Annotated in this window: 21 protein-coding genes; 15 read left to right on the top strand and 6 right to left on the bottom strand. The window is 76.6% G+C overall.

Annotated features, from left to right (window positions below; translation table 11 throughout):
* Positions 1 to 17 precede the first annotated feature (17 nt).
* From ACI79F_RS21015 to ACI79F_RS20990, 6 genes are all read left to right on the top strand, one after another.
* Positions 18 to 410 (top strand): hypothetical protein, encoded by a 393-nt coding sequence (locus ACI79F_RS21015; protein ID WP_456544501.1) that lies wholly within the window; start codon positions 18 to 20, stop codon positions 408 to 410.
* The gene (locus ACI79F_RS21010; protein WP_456544502.1) at positions 407 to 1663 is read left to right on the top strand and encodes a glutathionylspermidine synthase family protein; all 1257 of its coding nucleotides are present in this window, start codon (positions 407 to 409) and stop codon (positions 1661 to 1663) included. The genes ACI79F_RS21015 and ACI79F_RS21010 overlap by 4 nt, the downstream gene beginning before the upstream one ends.
* Before the next feature lie 18 nt (positions 1664 to 1681).
* The gene (locus tag ACI79F_RS21005) at positions 1682 to 2143 is read left to right on the top strand and encodes a nitroreductase family deazaflavin-dependent oxidoreductase (RefSeq protein ID WP_456544503.1); all 462 of its coding nucleotides are present in this window, start codon (positions 1682 to 1684) and stop codon (positions 2141 to 2143) included.
* 70 nt (positions 2144 to 2213) lie between these two features.
* The gene (locus tag ACI79F_RS21000) at positions 2214 to 3179 is read left to right on the top strand and encodes an ABC transporter substrate-binding protein (protein ID WP_456544504.1); all 966 of its coding nucleotides are present in this window, start codon (positions 2214 to 2216) and stop codon (positions 3177 to 3179) included.
* Between the two features lie 97 nt (positions 3180 to 3276).
* Entirely contained in the window at positions 3277 to 3762 is a 486-nt protein-coding gene (locus ACI79F_RS20995) for a hypothetical protein (protein WP_456544505.1), read from the top strand.
* A 31-nt stretch (positions 3763 to 3793) separates the two neighbouring features.
* A complete protein-coding gene (locus ACI79F_RS20990) occupies positions 3794 to 4258 on the top strand; it encodes a hypothetical protein (RefSeq protein ID WP_456544506.1) in 465 nt (154 codons plus the stop codon).
* A 10-nt stretch (positions 4259 to 4268) separates the two neighbouring features.
* On the opposite strand, the gene ACI79F_RS20985 is transcribed toward ACI79F_RS20990, so the two are convergent.
* Genes ACI79F_RS20985 through ACI79F_RS20975 form a run of 3 tightly spaced genes read right to left on the bottom strand, consistent with a single transcriptional unit; the run spans position 4269 to position 6939 of the window.
* Positions 4269 to 5240: an aldo/keto reductase gene (locus ACI79F_RS20985; protein ID WP_456544507.1), complete on the bottom strand. Its 972-nt coding sequence runs from the start codon at positions 5238 to 5240 to the stop codon at positions 4269 to 4271.
* Positions 5241 to 5278: 38 nt separating this feature from the next.
* The gene (locus tag ACI79F_RS20980; RefSeq protein WP_456544508.1) at positions 5279 to 6358 is read right to left on the bottom strand and encodes a winged helix DNA-binding domain-containing protein; all 1080 of its coding nucleotides are present in this window, start codon (positions 6356 to 6358) and stop codon (positions 5279 to 5281) included.
* The gene (locus ACI79F_RS20975) at positions 6355 to 6939 is read right to left on the bottom strand and encodes a GNAT family N-acetyltransferase (RefSeq protein ID WP_456544509.1); all 585 of its coding nucleotides are present in this window, start codon (positions 6937 to 6939) and stop codon (positions 6355 to 6357) included. The genes ACI79F_RS20980 and ACI79F_RS20975 overlap by 4 nt, the downstream gene beginning before the upstream one ends.
* Before the next feature lie 64 nt (positions 6940 to 7003).
* Between ACI79F_RS20975 and ACI79F_RS20970 the strand changes: the two genes are divergently transcribed.
* The 7 genes from ACI79F_RS20970 (at position 7004) to ACI79F_RS20940 (ending at position 12266) form a co-directional block, all read left to right on the top strand.
* A complete protein-coding gene (locus ACI79F_RS20970) occupies positions 7004 to 7582 on the top strand; it encodes a class I SAM-dependent methyltransferase (RefSeq protein ID WP_456544510.1) in 579 nt (192 codons plus the stop codon).
* Positions 7583 to 7612: 30 nt separating this feature from the next.
* Positions 7613 to 7738, top strand: coding sequence for a hypothetical protein (locus ACI79F_RS20965; protein WP_456544511.1), 126 nt, complete (start codon positions 7613 to 7615; stop codon positions 7736 to 7738).
* Positions 7739 to 7748: 10 nt separating this feature from the next.
* The gene (locus tag ACI79F_RS20960; RefSeq protein ID WP_456544512.1) at positions 7749 to 8177 is read left to right on the top strand and encodes a DUF1801 domain-containing protein; all 429 of its coding nucleotides are present in this window, start codon (positions 7749 to 7751) and stop codon (positions 8175 to 8177) included.
* Between the two features lie 110 nt (positions 8178 to 8287).
* Positions 8288 to 8506 carry a three-helix bundle dimerization domain-containing protein gene (locus ACI79F_RS20955; protein ID WP_456544513.1) on the top strand — a complete coding sequence of 73 codons (219 nt, stop codon included), beginning with the start codon at positions 8288 to 8290 and terminating at the stop codon, positions 8504 to 8506.
* A gap of 34 nt (positions 8507 to 8540) precedes the next feature.
* Positions 8541 to 9524, top strand: a complete 984-nt coding sequence (locus ACI79F_RS20950; protein WP_456544514.1) for a zinc-binding dehydrogenase — start codon at positions 8541 to 8543, stop codon at positions 9522 to 9524.
* Between the two features lie 32 nt (positions 9525 to 9556).
* The gene (locus ACI79F_RS20945) at positions 9557 to 11176 is read left to right on the top strand and encodes an ABC-F family ATP-binding cassette domain-containing protein (RefSeq protein ID WP_456544515.1); all 1620 of its coding nucleotides are present in this window, start codon (positions 9557 to 9559) and stop codon (positions 11174 to 11176) included.
* A gap of 88 nt (positions 11177 to 11264) precedes the next feature.
* A complete protein-coding gene (locus ACI79F_RS20940; RefSeq protein WP_456544516.1) occupies positions 11265 to 12266 on the top strand; it encodes a metal ABC transporter solute-binding protein, Zn/Mn family in 1002 nt (333 codons plus the stop codon).
* A gap of 15 nt (positions 12267 to 12281) precedes the next feature.
* Here ACI79F_RS20940 and ACI79F_RS20935 read toward each other — a convergent pair whose 3' ends face one another.
* The gene (locus tag ACI79F_RS20935; protein ID WP_456544517.1) at positions 12282 to 12671 is read right to left on the bottom strand and encodes a Fur family transcriptional regulator; all 390 of its coding nucleotides are present in this window, start codon (positions 12669 to 12671) and stop codon (positions 12282 to 12284) included.
* 37 nt (positions 12672 to 12708) lie between these two features.
* Positions 12709 to 13932, bottom strand: coding sequence for an amino acid deaminase/aldolase (locus ACI79F_RS20930; RefSeq protein ID WP_456544518.1), 1224 nt, complete (start codon positions 13930 to 13932; stop codon positions 12709 to 12711).
* A 59-nt stretch (positions 13933 to 13991) separates the two neighbouring features.
* On the opposite strand from ACI79F_RS20930, the gene ACI79F_RS20925 reads away from it, so the two are divergent.
* Both ACI79F_RS20925 and ACI79F_RS20920 read left to right on the top strand, forming a co-directional pair.
* Complete coding sequence (locus tag ACI79F_RS20925) at positions 13992 to 15293, top strand: D-arabinono-1,4-lactone oxidase (protein ID WP_456544519.1); 1302 nt, start codon at positions 13992 to 13994, stop codon at positions 15291 to 15293.
* Position 15294: 1 nt separating this feature from the next.
* Positions 15295 to 15897 (top strand): TetR/AcrR family transcriptional regulator, encoded by a 603-nt coding sequence (locus ACI79F_RS20920; protein ID WP_456544520.1) that lies wholly within the window; start codon positions 15295 to 15297, stop codon positions 15895 to 15897.
* A gap of 1 nt (position 15898) precedes the next feature.
* On the opposite strand, the gene ACI79F_RS20915 is transcribed toward ACI79F_RS20920, so the two are convergent.
* Positions 15899 to 17113 carry an MFS transporter gene (locus tag ACI79F_RS20915; protein WP_456544521.1) on the bottom strand — a complete coding sequence of 405 codons (1215 nt, stop codon included), beginning with the start codon at positions 17111 to 17113 and terminating at the stop codon, positions 15899 to 15901.
* Between the last annotated feature and the right edge of the window lie 156 nt (positions 17114 to 17269).

Genomic DNA, 17269 nt, shown 5'->3' with positions numbered 1-17269 from the left:
ACGAGCCTGGAGGTTCCGTGGCGGTCTCCAACCGCGTCAAGAGCGCCCTGACGACGACGGTGCTGGCGACCGCGGCGACCGGGTTCCTCTCCGCCTGCGGGGTGGACGACGACGACGACGAGCAGGTCGCCTACTGCACGAACGAGGACGGCGAGATCGTCGACGACGACTTCTGCGACGACGGCTACTCCGGCGGCGGGCTGTTCTTCCTCTACGTCGGCGGCTTCGGCCGCGGCCTCCCCGTCGGCACCGTGCTGCCCGGCGGCGGCACCCGCATCGACCCGCGGGACGCCACCGCCCGCCGCAACGCCGGCCTCCCGGCGAGCGGGAAGGTCACCGGCGGCACCCGGGTGAGCGGGGGCATCGGGTCGGGCACCGGCGGGCGCGCGGGCACCGGCGGGGGCAGTTGAGGCGCATCGAGGGCGGCGTCGTCCGGCCCGGCTGGGAGGCCGAGATCGAGGCCCAGGGCCTGGTCTACAACCGGACCCACCTGGCCGGCGGCGAGGTGCGCAGCTACTGGCGCGAGGGGCCGTTCTACGACTTCACGATGGCCGAGGTCCAGCGCCTCGAGGGCTGGGTGGCCCAGCTGTTCCAGATGTGCGAGGCCGCCGGCGACCACGTGATCGAGCGGGACCTGTTCGACCGGATGGGCATCCCGCCGATCGCCCGGCCGGAGATCCGCCGCACGTGGGAGGCCGAGCCGCCGAGCGTCTACGGCCGGTTCGACCTGCGCTACGACGGCACCGGCCCGCCCCGGCTGCTCGAGTTCAACGCCGACACCCCCACCGGCCTGGTCGAGTCCGCCGTCACCCAGTGGAACTGGCACCTGTTCACCGGCCAGGGCGCCGACCAGTGGAACGCCCTGCACGAGACGCTCGTCGCCGCCTGGCAGCGCAACCTGCTGCGCTGGGAGCGGCGCACCGGCCTCCGGCCGCGGGTGCACCTGGCCTGGACCAGCGAGGAGCGGTCCGGCGAGGACCGGATGACCGTCGCCTACCTCATGGACACGGTCGTCCAGGCCGGCTACGAGGCCGTCGAGCTGGTGGTCGAGGACATCGTGCTCGACGACGGCGACGGCCGGTTCTACGACCAGCAGGGCCGCCACCTCGACGTCGTCTTCAAGCTCTACCCCTGGGAGTGGCTGATCGAGGACGAGTTCGGCCCGGCCGTCCTCGCCGATGCCGCCCGACCGGGCGGCACCACGTGGGTGGAGCCGGCCTACAAGATGCTGTGGAGCACCAAGGCGCTGCTGCCGGTGCTGTGGCAGATGTTCGGCAGCGACCCCGCGCTCTCCCCGTTGCTGCTGCCGGCCTACTTCGCCGACGAGATGCCCGCGTCGTGGCGGACCTACGTGCGCAAGCCGCTGTGGGGGCGGGAGGGGGCCAACGTCGCGATCGTGCGCGACGGGCAGGTCGCCGTCGAGATGCCGGGGCGCTACGGCACCGAGGGCTTCGTCGTCCAGGAGTTCGCCCCGCTGCCCGACTTCACCGGCGTGGACGGGCCGCACCACCCCGTGCTCGGCGCGTGGGTGGTCGACGGCGAGCCCGCCGGGCTGGGCATCCGGGAGAGCGACGGCCTGGTCACCGACAACCTCAGCTTCTTCGTGCCGCACACCATCGACCACACCGCGGCCTGGCCCGCCCACCGAGCCGGGGACCGCTGACCGGCCTAGGTTCGGGGCATGCCGTTGGAGGGTGAGTACGAGCCGAGCCCCGAGGCCTGGGTGCGCGAGCAGGTCGAGCGCTACGAGGCGACCGGGGGCCGGGAGGCCGACACGCTGCTGGACACCGGCCTGCCGGTCTGCATCTTCAGCACGCGCGGGGCGACGAGCGGGAAGGTCCGCAAGCAGGCGCTGATGCGCGTCGAGCACGAGGGCGCCTACGCGATGGTCGGCTCCAAGGGCGGCGCGCCGGAGGACCCGGCGTGGGTGGCCAACGTGCGCGCGCACCCGGACCAGGTGACGGTGCAGGACGGGCCGGAGCCGTGGGACGGCGTCGCGCGCGAGGTGACCGGCGAGGAGAAGGCCCAGTGGTGGGAGCGGGCGGTCGCCGCCTACCCGCCCTATGCGGAGTACCAGGAGAAGACCGACCGGGTCATCCCCGTGTTCGTCGTGGAGCGCGCGGAGCCGGCCAACCCCGCATGATCAGCTGAGGGCAGGCTGCCCTAAGTTGCCTCCCGGTGTCGCGACGGTGCGACGCCGGGAGGAGGACGACGTGCAGGGACGAGGGCAGGGGCGCCGGGCCGGGGTGCTCGGGGCGGTGCTGGGGACGACGCTGGCGCTGGCCGGGTGCGGCGGGGACGCCGAGGCCGACGAGGAGGGCGCGGCGGCGGCCGACGTCCGGCAGGTCGAGCACGCCCTGGGGACGGCGGAGATCGAGGGGACGCCCGAGCGGGTGGTGGTCCTCGACACCGGCGAGCTGGACGCCGTCCTGGCGCTGGGCCTGACCCCGGTCGGCGCGGTGCGGACCGACGTCAGCGCGGAGCTGCCCGGGTTCGTCGAGGACGCCGGGGTCGACCCGGCGGACATCGGGGACGTCGGCACCATCGCCGAGCCCGACCTCGAGGCCATCGCGGCGCTGGAGCCGGACCTCGTCCTGTCCAACGTCGTCCGCCACGAGGCGCTGTACGACCAGCTGAGCGGGATCGCGCCGACCGTCATGGCCGAGCACGTCGGCGAGACCTGGAAGGAGAACCTGCTCCTGGCGGGCGAGGCGCTGGGCCGGACCGAGCAGGCCGAGGCGCTGCTCGCGGAGTACGAGGCCCGCGCCGCCGACGTGGGCGCCGGCTTCGGCGACCCGGCCGCGACGGAGGTGAGCGTCGCGCGGTTCATCGACGCGACCTCGGTGCGGCTCTACGGCACGGGCTCGTTCATCGGCACGGTGCTGGCCGACGTCGGCTTCGCCCGTCCGGCGGTGCAGCAGGTCGACGAGACGTTCGTCGCCGTCGGGCCCGAGCAGGTCGGCCAGGCCGACGGGGACCTGCTCTTCTGGTCCGGGTACGGCGACGACGGAGCCGGAGCGGCCGAGCAGGTCGTGGCCGGCCCGCTGTGGCAGTCGCTGCAGGCCGTGCAGGACGGGCACGCGTTCGCCGTCGACGACGACCGCTGGTTCCTGGGCCTCGGCCCGCTGGGCGCCGGCCTCGTGCTCGACGACCTGGAGGAGCTGGCCGGTCGGCTCTGAGCTCGCCGGGCCCGCCGCGCGGCGGTCCCTGGCGCGGGCGGACGGCGTCGGTCACACTCCTGCGCCGTCCGCCCCCGAACCGCCCGAGGTGTTCCCCGTGCCCAGCATCGCCGAGACCTGCGCCCGCATCGCCGCCGAGCTCAACCCGCCCGGCCAGCCGTTCCGCTACACCTGCCAGGGCAACCAGGTGACCGGCACCTGGGACATCGCCGACGTCAGCTACACCAACCTCGTGTCCGGCGGGACGATCGACAAGGACTACGCGATCACCGTCACCCTCGACGAGGCGGCCGGCACCTACGACTTCGTCGAGCGCAAGGCCGAGAGCGAGACCGAGGGCGGCCTGCGCCGGGACGGGACGATCGGCTTCTCCGGGCAGAAGGACCTGTTCAAGGGCAAGAGCGTCGGCAAGCAGTGGGGCGGGGGCATCGCGCTGCGCGCGAACTCGCACGGCGAGGAGGGCTCCACCTGGAGCTACTCGTTCGAGACCTCGCGGATCAAGCAGCCGCTGTTCGACCTGCTCGCCTCCGCCGGCTGGGAGCCGGCGAAGAAGGGCTTCTTCGCCCGGCTGTTCTCCCGCTGAGGTGCTGGGCCCGCGCGCACAGCTGGCGGTCGTGGCGGGGATCGCCGCCCTGGTGCTCGGGATCGTCGGGCTGGTCGTCTACGTGGTGGCCGACGCCGTGCTCGACGACCCGGCCCCGACGTCCGCCGAGGCCGGCCCGCCGGCCGCCGCGGACACCGCCGGCCCCGCCGACCCGGCGGACTGCCGCGCGCTGATCGGCCTGCTGACGCCGGTGGCCGCCGCGCTGACCCCGACCGCGCCGGCGGCCGACGACGCCGTCCGCGCCGCCCAGGTGCGCGCGCTGCTGGACGCCCGGGAGGCCCTCGCCCTCGGTGAGCCCCTCGACTCGCTGGTCTTCCGGCTGCTGCCCGCGGCCGCGCTGCTGACCTTCGCGCCGGAGTCGCCGCAGGAGTACGCCCTGCGCTACGCCGACTACACCGCCCGGCTGGACGACGTGGCCGACGCCTGCGCGGCCGTCGGCGTGACGGACCTGCCCCGCGCCGTGCCCGCCGCCTGAGACCGGCGGCTCAGAAGCCGACCACCTCGTGCGGCCGGTAGGGCTCCTCGAGCCGCGCGACCTCCTCGTCGGTGAGCTCCAGGTCGACGGCGGCGACCGCGTCGTCGAGGTGGGCGTCCTTCGTGACGCCGACGATCGGGGCGGTCACCACCGGCTTGGACAGCACCCAGGCCAGCGCCACCTGCGCCCGGGGGACGCCGCGGGCGGCCGCGACCTCGGCGACCCGCTCGACGACGGCGCGGTCGGCGGTCTCGTCGTACAGCCGGCGGCCGAACTCGTCGGTCTCCGACCGCGCGGTCGCCTCGTCCCAGTCGCGGGTGAGCCGGCCCCGGGCCAGCGGGCTCCACGGGATGACCCCGATGCCCTGGTCGGCGCAGAGCGGGTGCATCTCCCGCTCCTCCTCGCGGTTGAGCAGGTTGTAGTGGTCCTGCATGGAGACGAAGCGGTGCCAGCCGTGCTCGCCGGCGGTGTACAGCGCCTTGCTGAACTGCCACGCCCACATCGACGAGGCGCCCAGGTAGCGCACCTTGCCCGAGCGGACGGCGGAGTCCAGCGCCTCCAGCGTCTCCTCGATCGGCGTGCGCGGGTCCCAGCGGTGGATCTGGTACAGGTCGACGTAGTCGGTGCCCAGCCGCCGCAGCGAGGCGTCGAGCTCGGCCAGGATCGCCTTGCGGGAGAGCCCGGCGCCGTTGGGACCCGGGCGCATCCGGCCGTGCACCTTGGTCGCGAGGACGACGTCCTCGCGGTCGGCGAGGTCCCGGATCGCCCGGCCGGTGATCTCCTCGCTGGAGCCGGCCGAGTAGACGTTGGCGGTGTCGAGGAAGTTGATCCCCGCGGCGAGCGCCTTCTCGATGAGCCGGCGGCTGTCCTCCTCCGGCAGGCTCCACGGGTGGTTGCCCCGCTGCGGGTCGCCGAAGCTCATCATCCCCAGGCAGATCCGCGAGACCTCGAGGCCCGTGCCGCCCAGACGCGTGTACTCCATGGCCTCCACCCTCCTCCGGGGACGCGGCCGGCCGCACGTCAGGGGAGGGCGGTCGCCACCTCGGGGATCGCCTCGGCCACCCGCTCCGGGAAGGTGGTGAACGGCTCGGGGGCCGGCGCCCGCCGCGCGCCGCTGCCCTTCCACCGCCACACGCCGACCACCCGGCCGCCGTGCACGACCGTCGAGCGGAACATGCCGTTGTTGCCCGGCACGATGCGCTGCGCGAACTCCTCGGGCACCGCGCACGTGCGGTCGGCGTAGCCGAGCACGAACTCGTCGAAGCCGGGCAGCAGCAGCACGGCGTCCTCCACCTCGGCGCGGCAGGCGGCCAGCCGGTCGGGCAGGTCGGGGGCCATCAGCAGCTCCCGCCCGTCCACCTCGACCGCGGCCAGCTCGGCGCGGACGGCGGCGATGCCCGCCCGCACGTCGCGCAGCGTCAGCCCGGCCCAGCGGGCGAGGTCGGCATCGGTCGCCGGGCCGTGGCCGGTGAGGTAGCGGCGGGCCAGCTCGGCCAGCGCCTCCTCCCCGGCCAGCCGGCGCGGCGCGGGCACCCACTCGTCGAGCAGCACGAAGCACTGGTCGCCGCCGTCCATCGGGCCCAGGCAGGTGGTGCCGGTCTGCGCGGTGTACCAGAGCAGGTGGTAGCCGCGCTGCCCGCTCACGTCGACGGCCTCGCCGATCGCCGCCAGCAGCGCGGCGCGGCCCAGCCGGCGGCCCCCCGACAGGGCGGCCACCGCCCGCTCGCGGGCCCGGTCGACCTCCGCCTCGGTGATGCCCAGGGTGGCCCGCCGCTTGGCCGCGCCGGCCAGCACCCGCGGCCCGCACAGCTCCAGCAGCCAGTGCAGCTCCTCGGCCGGGACCAGGTGCAGGGTGCTCCGCATCGGCCACGACCGCACGACCGCGCCGGCGTCGAGCGCGGCCCGCACCCCGGCGAGCGAGCGGTCCCGGGTCCGCAGCGCCACCGACGTCAGCGCCCCCGGCAGGTCCTGCCCCTGGGCGCACAGCAGACCGCGGACGGCGTCGGCGGCGTCCGCGGCCGGCGGGCCGGCCAGCCGCTGGGCGACCAGGCGGAGGAGGGCCAGCTCCCGCGGCTCGACCGGCCGGGGCGTCGTCGTCATGCCGGCAGCGTGGCAGCAGGCTCCGACGCTCCGGAACACCTGGCCAGCTGCACGTAGACCATGTCCTCGGCGTCCGGCTCGGTCGTCAGCGGGGTGAACCCGGCGCCGGCTGCCGCCCGCAGGCTGGCGGTGTTGTCGGGGTCGATGCCGAGCACGAACAGCTCGACGTCGGCGGTCTCGGGGGCGCCGACCAGGGCGCCGAGGGTGGCCCGGCCGTACCCCTGCCCCCACCGCGCCGGGTCGACGACGTAGGCCGCGCCCATGCTGCGGCGCGGGTCGGTACCGGTGACCCGCTCGGCGGCCGGGTCCCACGTCGTCCAGCGGTCGTAGACGTCCCCGCCGACCTGGGCGACCGGCCGCCCGTCGCCGTCCAGCGCCACGAACGTCTGCGAGCGCAGCACCCGGCGGCCGCGGAACTCCGCGAACGGGGGCGTGCCCAGGCGCAGCGCGAGCTCGCGCTCCGGCCAGGTGCGGTCCCCGAGGCGGCGTTGCACCTCGGGGTGGTCGAACCAGGGGAGGACGGCGAGCAGCAGCTCCGGCTCGAAGGGGACCAGCGTGACGGTCGGCGGAGGGGCGGCCACCCCCGTCACGATGCCGCCGGCGGCGACGGCGCGCACCGCGGAGCGCCCCTGCCAGGATCGGCGCGTGGACGCGCACGCCTGGGACGCCCGATACGCCGAGCGCCAGCAGTGGTCCGGCGAGCCGAACGCCCTGGTGGCCGAGCTGCTGGCCGGCGAGCCCCCGGGGACGGCGGTGGACCTCGCGGCGGGGGAGGGCCGGCACGCGCTGTGGCTGGCCGACCGCGGCTGGCGGGTGACCGCCGTCGACTTCGCGGCCACGGGCCTGGCCCGCGGCCGCGAGCGGCCCGGCGCCGAGCGGGTCGAGTGGGTGACCGCCGACGTCCTCGCCTGGCCGGGGCCCGGCGGGCCGGTGGACCTGGTCCTCGTCGCCTACCTGCACCTGCCGCCGCCGGACCTGGAGGACCTGCTGGTGCGCGCGGTCGGCTGGCTGGCCCCCGGCGGGCGGCTGCTCGTGCTCGGCCACGACGTCGACAACGTCGAGCGCGGCGTCGGCGGCCCGCAGGAGCCGGCGATCCTGCACAGCGTCGACCGGTTCGCCCCGGTGGCGGCCCTCCTGGACGTCGACCGGCTGGCCCAGGTGACCCGAGAGACGCCGGCCGGCACCGCCCTGGACACCCTGCTGTCGGGTCGCCGACCGGCCTGACCGTCGGTGCGCCGCAGTAGCGTGCCGACCGTGATGGGGATGGGGGGCGCGGGCGGCCGGGACGCCGAGCGGCGCCGCAGGGTCGTCGCTGCCGTCGTCGTGGTGGTGATGCTGCTCGCGGCGGTGCTCACGGCGCTGGCCCTCGTGCTGGGCTGAGGAGGCCGCGATGCCGACCGACGAGATCGAGGAGTGGTTCGCCGCCGCGGGCGACCGCGAGGCCGAGCTGCGCCGGGTCGACGCGCTGGTCACCGCGGCGGCCCCCGGCATCGATCGGCAGCTGGTGCCCGCCGGCAGCGGCCGGGTGCTCGGCTACGGGCTCATGCCGTACAAGCCGCGGTCGGCGAAGGTGGCGACCACCTGGCCGCTGATCGCCCTCGCCGCGCAGAAGCGGCACCTGTCGCTCTACGTGTGCGCCGTCGTCGACGGGGAGTACATCGCCGAGGCCCGGGCCGCCCGGCTGGGGAGGGTGTCCTGCGGCAGGAGCTGCATCCGCTTCCCGTCCCTGGACCGGGTGGACGCCGACGAGCTCGCGGCCCTGGTCCGCGACGCGCTGGCGGCGACACGCGGGGGATCGAACGCCTACTTCGCGGGCTGAGCCGCCGCCGGGCCCTTGGTCCCTGGTCCGCGACGTGCCGCCGAGGCACCGTATGGCCGCGCCGGATCACGGGGACCACAGATCCGGCGGCCCGGCACGAAGGAGCAGTGTTGACCCAGGCCCTCGCGCGGACCCCCGACGACGAAGCGATCGACCAGGCGGTCGTCCGGCTGACCGAGGAGTTCCGCACGCAACTGCGCCCGCAGGTGATCGGCACCGTCGTCCGCAGCTGCCGCCGCGACCTCAGCGGCGTCCCCACGACCGCGCTGCCCGAGCTGGTGGAGCGCCTCGCCCGCACCCGGCTGCAGACGACCGACCTGAGCGCTTGACCTCGAGCGCACGTGAGGCGGTTGCCTCACGGGCATGCGAGCCATCCGACTGCACGAGTTCGGCGGCCCCGACCGCCTGGTCCTCGACGAGCTGCCCGACCTGACGCCCGGCCCCGGCCAGGTCCGCATCGCGGTGGAGGCGGCCGGCGTCCACCTGGTGGACACGACCCTGCGCCGCGGCGATCCGGGACCGGTGACGCTGCCGCTGCCGGAGCTCCCCACCGTCCCCGGCCGCGAGGTGGCCGGCGTGGTCGACGACCTGGGGGACGGCGTGGACCCGGGCTGGCTCGGCCGCCGCGTGGTCGCCCACCTCGGGCCGGTCCCCGGCGGCTACGCCGAGCAGGCGGTCACCGCCGTCGACGGGCAGCTGTTCGCCCTCCCCGACGGGGTCGGCGCGGCCGAGGCGGTCGCCGCGGTCGGCACCGGCCGCACGGCGCTGGGCGTGCTGGAGCTGGAGCCGCCGTCCGCCGGCGACGTCGTCCTCGTGCCGTCGGCGGCCGGCGGGATGGGCTGGCTGCTGGTGCAGGCGGCCCGGGCGGCCGGGGCCACCGTCGTCGCCGCGGCCGGCGGTGCGGAGAAGGTGGCCCGGCTGGCCGAGCTGGGCGCCCACCTCGCCGTCGACTACCGGGAGCCGGGCTGGGACGCGCGGATCCGGCAGGAGACCGGCGGGGTGACGCTGGTCTACGACGGGGTGGGCGGCGCGGTGGGGCGCTGTGCCCTCGAGCTGCTGCGCCCCGGCGGCCGGCTGGTGCTGTTCGGGTACTCGGCAGGAGCGCCGACGCGGTTCGACACCGGCGACGTCGTCCGGCTCGGGATCACCGCCGGCTGGTCGCTCGGGCCGCGGATGGCCGCGCTGCCCGGCGGCGTCCCCGGCCTCGCCCGCCGCGCCCTGGAGCGGGTGGCCGCCGGCGCCTGGCGGCCGCTGGTCACGGAGTACCCGCTGGCCGAGGCGGCCCGGGCGCACGCCGACCTCGAGCAGCGCCGCGCCGTCGGCAAGGTGGTGCTGCGGACCGGCTGAAACCCGGTTGTCCGGGGCCGGAGACTGTCCGGGTGGGCTACGTCGACGTGAGCGGGATCCGGCACACCCTGTCCGACGGGCGGGTGCTGCTGCACGACGTGTCGTTCCGGGTGGGCGAGGGCGCCCGCGCCGCGCTGGTCGGGGAGAACGGCGCGGGCAAGACGACGCTGCTGCGGATCGTCGCCGGCGACCTGATCCCCGAGGACGGGGCCGTGGCCCGCACCGGCGGCCTCGGCGTCATGCGCCAGTTCATCGGCTCGGTGCGCGACGACACGACGGTGCAGCGCTTCCTCGTCGACCTCGCGCCGCCCGCCGTCCGCGCCGCCTGGGACGCGCTCGAGGCCGCCGAGCTCACCCTCATGGAGACCGACGACGAGCCGGCGCAGCTCGCCTACGCCGACGCGCTGGCCGCCTGGGGCGACGCCGGCGGCTACGAGGCCGAGGTCACCTGGGACACGGTCACCGTCGCCGCGCTCGGCGTCCCCTACGACCGGTGCAAGTACCGGGAGCTGTCCACGCTCAGCGGCGGCGAGCAGAAGCGGCTGGCGCTCGAGGCGCTGCTGCGCGGGCCCGACGAGGTGCTGCTGCTCGACGAGCCGGACAACTACCTCGACGTCCCCGGCAAGCGCTGGCTGGAGGAGCGGCTGCTGGAGACCCGCAAGACCGTGCTGTTCGTCAGCCACGACCGGGAGCTGCTGGCCCGGGTGGCCGACCGGGTGGTCACCGTCGAGGGCGGGACGGCGTGGGTGCACGGCGGCGGCTTCGCCAGCTACCCCGAGGCGCGGACGGCGCGGCACGAGCGGCTGGCCGAGGTGCGCCGTCGGTGGGAGGAGGAGCACCAGCGGCTGATCGACCTCGTGCGCACGCTGCAGCAGCAGGCGGCCAACTCGCCGGACATGGCCAGCCGGTACTCCGCGGCGCAGACCCGGCTGGCCAAGTTCGAGGCGGCCGGCCCGCCGCCGGACCGCCCGCCGGAGCAGAGGGTGGCGATGCGGCTGCGCGGCGGGCGGACCGGCGTCCGCGCGGTCATGGCCGACCAGCTCGAGCTCACCGGCCTGATGCAGCCGTTCGACGTGGAGCTCTGGTACGGCGACCGGGTCGGCGTGCTGGGGGCCAACGGTGCCGGCAAGTCGCACTTCCTGCGGCTGCTGGCCGGGCAGGAGGTCGCGCACACGGGCTCGTGGCGGCTGGGCGCGCGCGTCGTCCCCGGGCTGTTCGCGCAGACCCACGCCCACCCCGAGTGGCTGGACCGCACGCCGGTGGACCTGCTCTGGCACGGCGAGCCCGGCCGGCCGGGCGTCGACCGCGGCCGGGCGATGGCCGCGCTGCGCCGGTACGGGCTGGCCGACCAGGGCGACCAGCTGTTCCGCACGCTGTCGGGCGGACAGCAGGCGCGGTTCCAGGTGCTCATGCTCGAGCTCTCCGGCGCCACCCTGCTGCTGCTCGACGAGCCGACCGACAACCTCGACGTGCTCTCCGCCGAGTCGCTGGAGGAGGCGCTGGCCGCCTTCGACGGCACGGTCGTGGCGGTGACCCACGACCGGTGGTTCGCCCGCTCCTTCGACCGCTTCCTGGTCTTCGGCGCCGACGGGCGGGTCTACGAGTCGGCCGAGCCGGTGTTCGACGAGACGCGGGTGGTCCGCACCCGCTGAGGCGCCGAGCGGGCCGGCTGCGCCGGGCAGCGGGCGGTCCGGCATAGTGGGGTTGAGAATCATTCCCATTCCCGCTCTGGAGTCCGCCATGCGCCGCCGCACCCGCCCCGCCGCCCTCGCCCTCGCCGGGGCCACCGCCCTCGCCCTCGCCGCGTGCGGCGGGGACGGCGGCGGGCCCACGACCAGCGGGGGCGACGCGGACGCCTGCCCCGGCGAGGTCGTCGACGTCGTCGTGTCGGTCGGTCAGTGGGGGGACGTCGTCGCGGCCCTCGGCGGCGACTGCGCCGCGGTGACCACGGTCATCAGCTCGACCGCCGTCGACCCGCACGACTTCGAGCCCTCGACCGGGGACATCGCGGCCTTCGAGGACGCCGACCTCGTCGTGCTCAACGGCGCCGACTACGACCACTGGGCGGCCGACGCCGCGGCCGCCATCGACCCGGCGCCGGTGGTGCTCGACCTCGCCGAGGTGGTGGGCGTGGAGACCGCCGAGGACGCCGAGGAGCACAGCGAGGGCGAGGACGAGCACGCGGAGGAGGACGGGCACGGCCACGGCGGGGTCGACCCGCACATCTGGTACTCCCCGGACGCGGTCCAGCAGGCCTCCGGCGCGGTGACCGACGCGCTCGCCGAGCTCTCACCCGACGCGGCCGGCCACCTCGCCGACCGGGCGACCGCCTGGGAGGAGGAGCTCGCGCCCTACCTCGCCGAGGTGGCGTCCCTGCGCGCGGCCGCCGGCGGGCGCACGTACGCGGCCACGGAGTCGGTCTTCGCGTACATGGCGGAGGCGATCGGGCTGACCGACGTCACGCCCGAGGGGTACCGCGAGGCGGCGAGCAACGAGACCGACCCGGCGCCGGGCGACGTGGCCGACTTCCAGGCGGCGCTGGAGGCCGGCGAGGTCGACGTCCTGGTCTACAACACCCAGACCGAGGGCGGCGTCCCCGAGCAGCTGCGCTCGGCCGCCGAGGAGGCCGGCGTGCCGGTCGTCGAGGTGACCGAGTCGGTGCCCGACGACGACGGCTCGTTCGTCGACTGGCAGCTCGCCCAGCTGCGGGCCCTGTCCGACGCCCTCGCCGCGCAGGGCTGAGCGGGCGGCCCGACCTCAGCTGGCGACGGCGCGGCAGTCGGCGCAGGTGCCGAAGATCTCCAGGGTGTGGCTGACGTCGGCGAACCCGTGCTCGCCGGCCACCTCGTCGGCCCAGCGCTCGACGGCCGGGCCCTCGACCTCGACGGTGCGCCCGCAGGAGCGGCACACCAGGTGGTGGTGGTGCCGGCTGCTGCACCGGCGGTACAGCGCCTCGCCGCTGTCGGTGCGGATCGAGTCGAGCTCACCGTCGTCGGCCAGCGACTGCACCGCGCGGTAGACCGTGGAGAGTCCGACCTTGCCGCCGGTGGACCGCAGCCGGGTGTAGACGTCCTGCGCGCTGTGGAAGCCGTCGAGGCCCTCGAACAGCAACCGGATGGCGTCGCGCTGCGGGGTCGGGCGGGTCACGCCCCCCATCGTGGCACGAGCCGCCGCGGGGGCGGCCTCACCCGAACGCGCGGCCCTCGCCGCGGTACGTGACGAACGCGCCGGTCAGCCGGTCGCCGGCGAGCGTGTGCAGGACGTCGACGTGCTCGGCGAGCTCGCCGGCCTTCGCGTGCCGGAACCACACCCGGTCGCCGATCGCCAGACCGTCGGCCGCCGCCCCGCGCAGCGGCGTCTGCACCTCGCCGACGCCCTCCGTGCCGACCGTCCGCAGCCCGGCCGGGTGGACCGGGACCGGCAGCCGGTCGGCGCCCGCCGGGCCGGAGGCGATCCACCCGCCGCCGGCGACGGTGACCGTCCCGGGTGCCGGGCGGCGCGTCACCGGCAGCGCGAACAGGGCGGCGGGGCGGCCGCGGAAGGCGCGGTAGCCGTCGAAGAGCGTGGGGGAGTACAGCCCGGACCCGGCGGCGACCTCGGTCACCGACGGGTCGGCGGACGTCGTCTCAAGGCTGCCGGTGCCCCCGCCGTTGACGAACTCCAGCGGGGCCACGGCGCGGACGGCGGCGACGGCGGCGGCCCGGCGCCCGGCCACCTCGCGGACGGACATCGCCTGCATCCCGCGGACCGCGAGCCCCCGCAGCGGCCGGCCCGGGGGCGCGTCCTGCACCCCGGCCACCTGGGCCTCGTAGGACATGACCCCCACCAGCCGGAACCCGCGCCGGGCGGCCACCGCCCGGGCCAGCGCCGCGGCCTCCCCGGGGGTGTGCACCGGCGAGCGGCGGACGCCGACGTGCACGCGCCCGCCCGCCACCCGCAGCGACGCGTCGAGGTCGAGGCAGACCCGCACCTCGGGCCGGCCGCCGGGCGGCGCGACGACGTCGACGAGGTCGAGGTGGTCGGGCGAGTCGACCATGAGCGTCACCCGGGCGGCCAGGGTCGGGTCGGCGGTCAGCCGGCGCAGCGCCACCCGGTCGGCGGTCGGGTAGCCGACGACGACGTCGGTCGACACCGGGTCCTCGCCGCCGGCCAGCCACAGCGCCTCGGCGAGGGAGTAGGCCAGCACGCCGGCGAAGCCCGGGCGCGCCAGGACCCGCCGCAGCACCGGGCGGCTGCGCACCGACTTGCTCGCCACCCGGATGGGGCGCCCGGCGGCCCGGCGCTCGAGGTCGGCGGCGTTCGCGTCCAGGGCGTCGAGGTCGAGCACCGCCAGCGGCGGGTCGAGGTCGGCCGTCGCCACGTCCAGCCGGGCCCGGGCGGTGTCGGCGCTGCTGTCGGGGCGGTCCACGGTCGCGCAGCATGCTGCGCCGCGCCGAACTGGGTCAAGTGTCCCAGTAGGCTGCCGCCGTGACCGGCACGTGGCGCAACTGGGCGGGCAACCAGCGGGCGGACGGCGTGACCGTGCTGCACCCGGCCGGCACCGGGGGCATCGTCGAGGCGCTCACCGGCGCTGCGGCGGCCGGCCGGCGGGTCCGCCCGCTGGGCAGCGGCCACTCCTTCACCGCCGTCGGCCGCCCCGACGACCTCGGGCTCGCCCTGGACCGGCACGCGGCCCTGCTGGACGTCGACCCGACCGGCCTGGTCACCGTCCAGGCCGGGATGCCGCTGCACCGGCTCAACGCCGGGCTGGCCGCCCGCGGCTGGGCGCTGACCAACCTCGGCGACATCGACCGGCAGACCGTCGCGGGGGCGCTCTCGACCGGCACCCACGGCACCGGCGCGGCGTTCGGCGGCCTGGCCACCCAGGTTCGCGGGCTGCAGCTGGTCACCGCCGGCGGCGAGGTGCTGCGCTGCTCGCCCGGGGAGCACCCCGAGGTGTTCGCCGCGGCGCGGATCTCCCTCGGCGCGCTGGGCGTGCTCGACACCGTCACCCTGCAGGCCGTGCCGGCGTTCGCGCTGCGCGCCGAGGAGGGCGCGGCCCGGCTGCCCGACCTGCTCGAGCGCTTCGACGCCTACATGAGCTCCACCGACCACGTCGAGTTCTACTGGTTCCCGCACACCGACCGCTGCCTGACCAAGTGCAACACCCGCGTGCCGCCGGCCGACGTGGCGCCGCTGCCCCGGCTGCGGGCGTTCTGGGACGACGAGGTGCTGGCCAACGCGGGGCTCGCGGCCGTGGTCGCCGCCGGCCGCCGGGTGCCCGCGCTGGTCGGTCCGCTCGCCCGGTTCTCCGCCGGCGCGCTCGGCGCCCGCACGTACACCGACGCCGCGCACCGGGTGTTCGTCTCCCGCCGCCGGGTGCGCTTCCGGGAGATGGAGTACGCCGTCCCGCGCGAGGCGGCCCCGGAGGTGCTCGCCCAGCTGCGCCGCACCGTGGACGCGAGCGACTGGCGGGTGCCCTTCCCGGTCGAGGTGCGGGTGGCCGCGGCCGACGACGTCCCGCTGTCCACGGCGTTCGGCCGCGACACCGCCTACGTCGCCGTCCACGTGCCGGCGCGCAGCGAGCCGGGGGAGTACTTCGACGCCTTCGAGGCGATCGCCGGTGCGGTCGGCGGGCGGCCGCACTGGGGCAAGCTGCACTCCCTCGACGCCGCGGCGCTGGCCGGGCGCTACCCCCGGTTCGGCGAGTTCACCGCCCTGCGCGAGCGGCTCGACCCCGCGGGCGTGCTGGCCACCGCCCACCTCGACCGCGTGCTCGGGCGGGCCTGAGGTGCCGCGGCTGCCGGTCGCCGACCGGCGGGAGGCGCTGGTCGGGGCGGCGCTGCGGGTGATGGCCCGCGACGGCCTCGTCGCCGGCACCACCCGCGCCGTCGTCGCCGAGGCCGGCATGTCGCTGGCGAGCTTCCACTACGCCTTCGCCTCCCGCGACGAGCTCCTCGGCCAGCTGGTCCGCCGGGTCGTGGGCCGCGAGCTGGCCGCCGCCACCGCGGGCATGGACCCGGCCGCCGGGCTGGCCGGCTGCCTGCGGGCGGCCGCCGCCGGGTACCTCGCCCACCTGCAGGCGGACCCGGGCGCCGAGCAGCTCATGCTCGAGCTGACCCTGCACGCCGTGCGCGACCCGGCGCTGCAGCCGGTCGCCCGCGAGCAGTACCGCGCCTACGCCGCGGCCGCGGCGACCCTGCTGGAGCGCGCGACCGCGCTGACCGGGACGGCGTGGCGCGGGCCCCTCGACGAGCCGGCCCGGCTGCTGGTCGCGCTCGTGGACGGCGCGACGACGAGCTGGCTGGTTGACCGGGACACCGCCGCCACCCGGGCCGCGCTGGACGCCGGCGTCGACCTGCTCGTCGCCCGCTACGCCGAGCCCGCGCCCTGACTCAGGCGGCGCGCTCTCCGGCGGCGGCCCGCGCCTCGCGCCACAGCCGCACGTCGGTGGCCACCCGCGCGGACTCCCGGCGCTCGACCCGGCCGGCGACGACGGCGATCCCGGCGCCGGCCAGCGCCAGCCCGGCGCCCAGCCACATCGGCGCCGTGTAGCCCCAGCCCAGGGAGATCACGAGCGCGCCGAGCGCCGCGCCGAGCGCGTTGGCCACGTTGAACGCGGCCTGGTTGGCCGCCGAGACCAGGCTGCCGCCGCGGACGCGGGCGGCCTCGATGACCCCGTTGAGCACCACCGGTCCCATGGCGAACGCGACCGCGCCGAAGACGACCAGCAGGACGACGGCGCCGACGGGGGTGCGGCCGACCAGGGCGAACAGCACCAGGACGCCGGCCAGCAGGACCAGGCCGCCGGTGACCAGGGGGAAGCCGAGCCGGTCGCCGAACCGGCCGCCCAGCAGCGTGCCGGCCGTCGTCCCGACCCCGAAGGCGGCCAGGGCCGGGGTCACCCAGCCGGCCGGCAGCCCGGCCAGGTCGGTGAGGATCGGGCTCACGTAGCTGTACACGGCGAAGGTCGCGGCGAACCCGACCACGGTCAGGCCGAGGACCAGCCAGACCCGCGGCCGCCGGAACGCCGAGAGCTCGGCGCGCAGGTCGCCGCGCTCGCCGGCGCCGCGGGGGAGCCAGGCCAGCAGGCCGGCGATGGTCAGCAGTCCGAGCGCGGCGACGCCACCCAGCACGACCCGCCAGCCGGCCTGCTGCGCGACCCAGGTCCCCAGCGGGACGCCGGCCACGTTGGCCAGCGTGAGGCCGACCATCATCAGCGAGATGGCCTCGGTGGCCCGCTCGGGCGGCACCAGCCGGCGGGCGGCGACCGCGCCGACCCCGAAGAACGAGCCGTGCGCCAGCGCGGTCAGCACCCGGGCGACCACGAGCAGCTCGTAGCTGGGCGCCAGCGCCGACAGCGCGTTGCCGACGGTGAACACCACCATCAGGGCGACCAGCGTCTGCCGCGGCGCGAAGCGCACGCCGAGCGCGGTCAGCGTCGGGGCGCCGACGACGACGCCGACGGCGTAGGCGGAGATGAGCAGGCCGACGGCCGACACCGAGACGCCGAGTCCGTCGGCGATCTCGGGCAGCATGCCCATCACCACGAACTCGGTGGTCCCGATGCCGAAGGCGCCGACGGCGAGGGCGAGCAGGCCGCGGGGCACGAGGGACTCCAGGGGAAGACGTCAGGGGGACGGTCCAGACGTCGTCGTCCGGCGGGGGAGTTGGGGGGGCGCCCCCCACCCCCAGCCCAGCAGCCGGGGGGGGCGGGACAAGGACGACGGGCCCGGGGGGTGTGGTGCACCCCGGGGCCGGCGGGG

Source organism: Blastococcus sp. SYSU D00868, from assembly GCF_054050575.1.
This window is presented reverse-complemented; position numbering and strand designations above follow the sequence as displayed.

Excerpts from the sequence above, each read along its gene's own strand:
- ACI79F_RS20985 (WP_456544507.1), bottom strand. The coding sequence starts at position 5,240 with ATGGAGTACACGCGTCTGGGCGGCACGGGCCTCGAGGTCTCGCGGATC.
- ACI79F_RS20940 (WP_456544516.1), top strand. The coding sequence starts at position 11,265 with ATGCGCCGCCGCACCCGCCCCGCCGCCCTCGCCCTCGCCGGGGCCACC.
- ACI79F_RS20950 (WP_456544514.1), top strand. The coding sequence starts at position 8,541 with ATGCGAGCCATCCGACTGCACGAGTTCGGCGGCCCCGACCGCCTGGTC.
- ACI79F_RS21005 (WP_456544503.1), top strand. The coding sequence starts at position 1,682 with ATGCCGTTGGAGGGTGAGTACGAGCCGAGCCCCGAGGCCTGGGTGCGC.
- ACI79F_RS20960 (WP_456544512.1), top strand. The coding sequence starts at position 7,749 with ATGCCGACCGACGAGATCGAGGAGTGGTTCGCCGCCGCGGGCGACCGC.
- ACI79F_RS20980 (WP_456544508.1), bottom strand. The coding sequence starts at position 6,358 with ATGACGACGACGCCCCGGCCGGTCGAGCCGCGGGAGCTGGCCCTCCTC.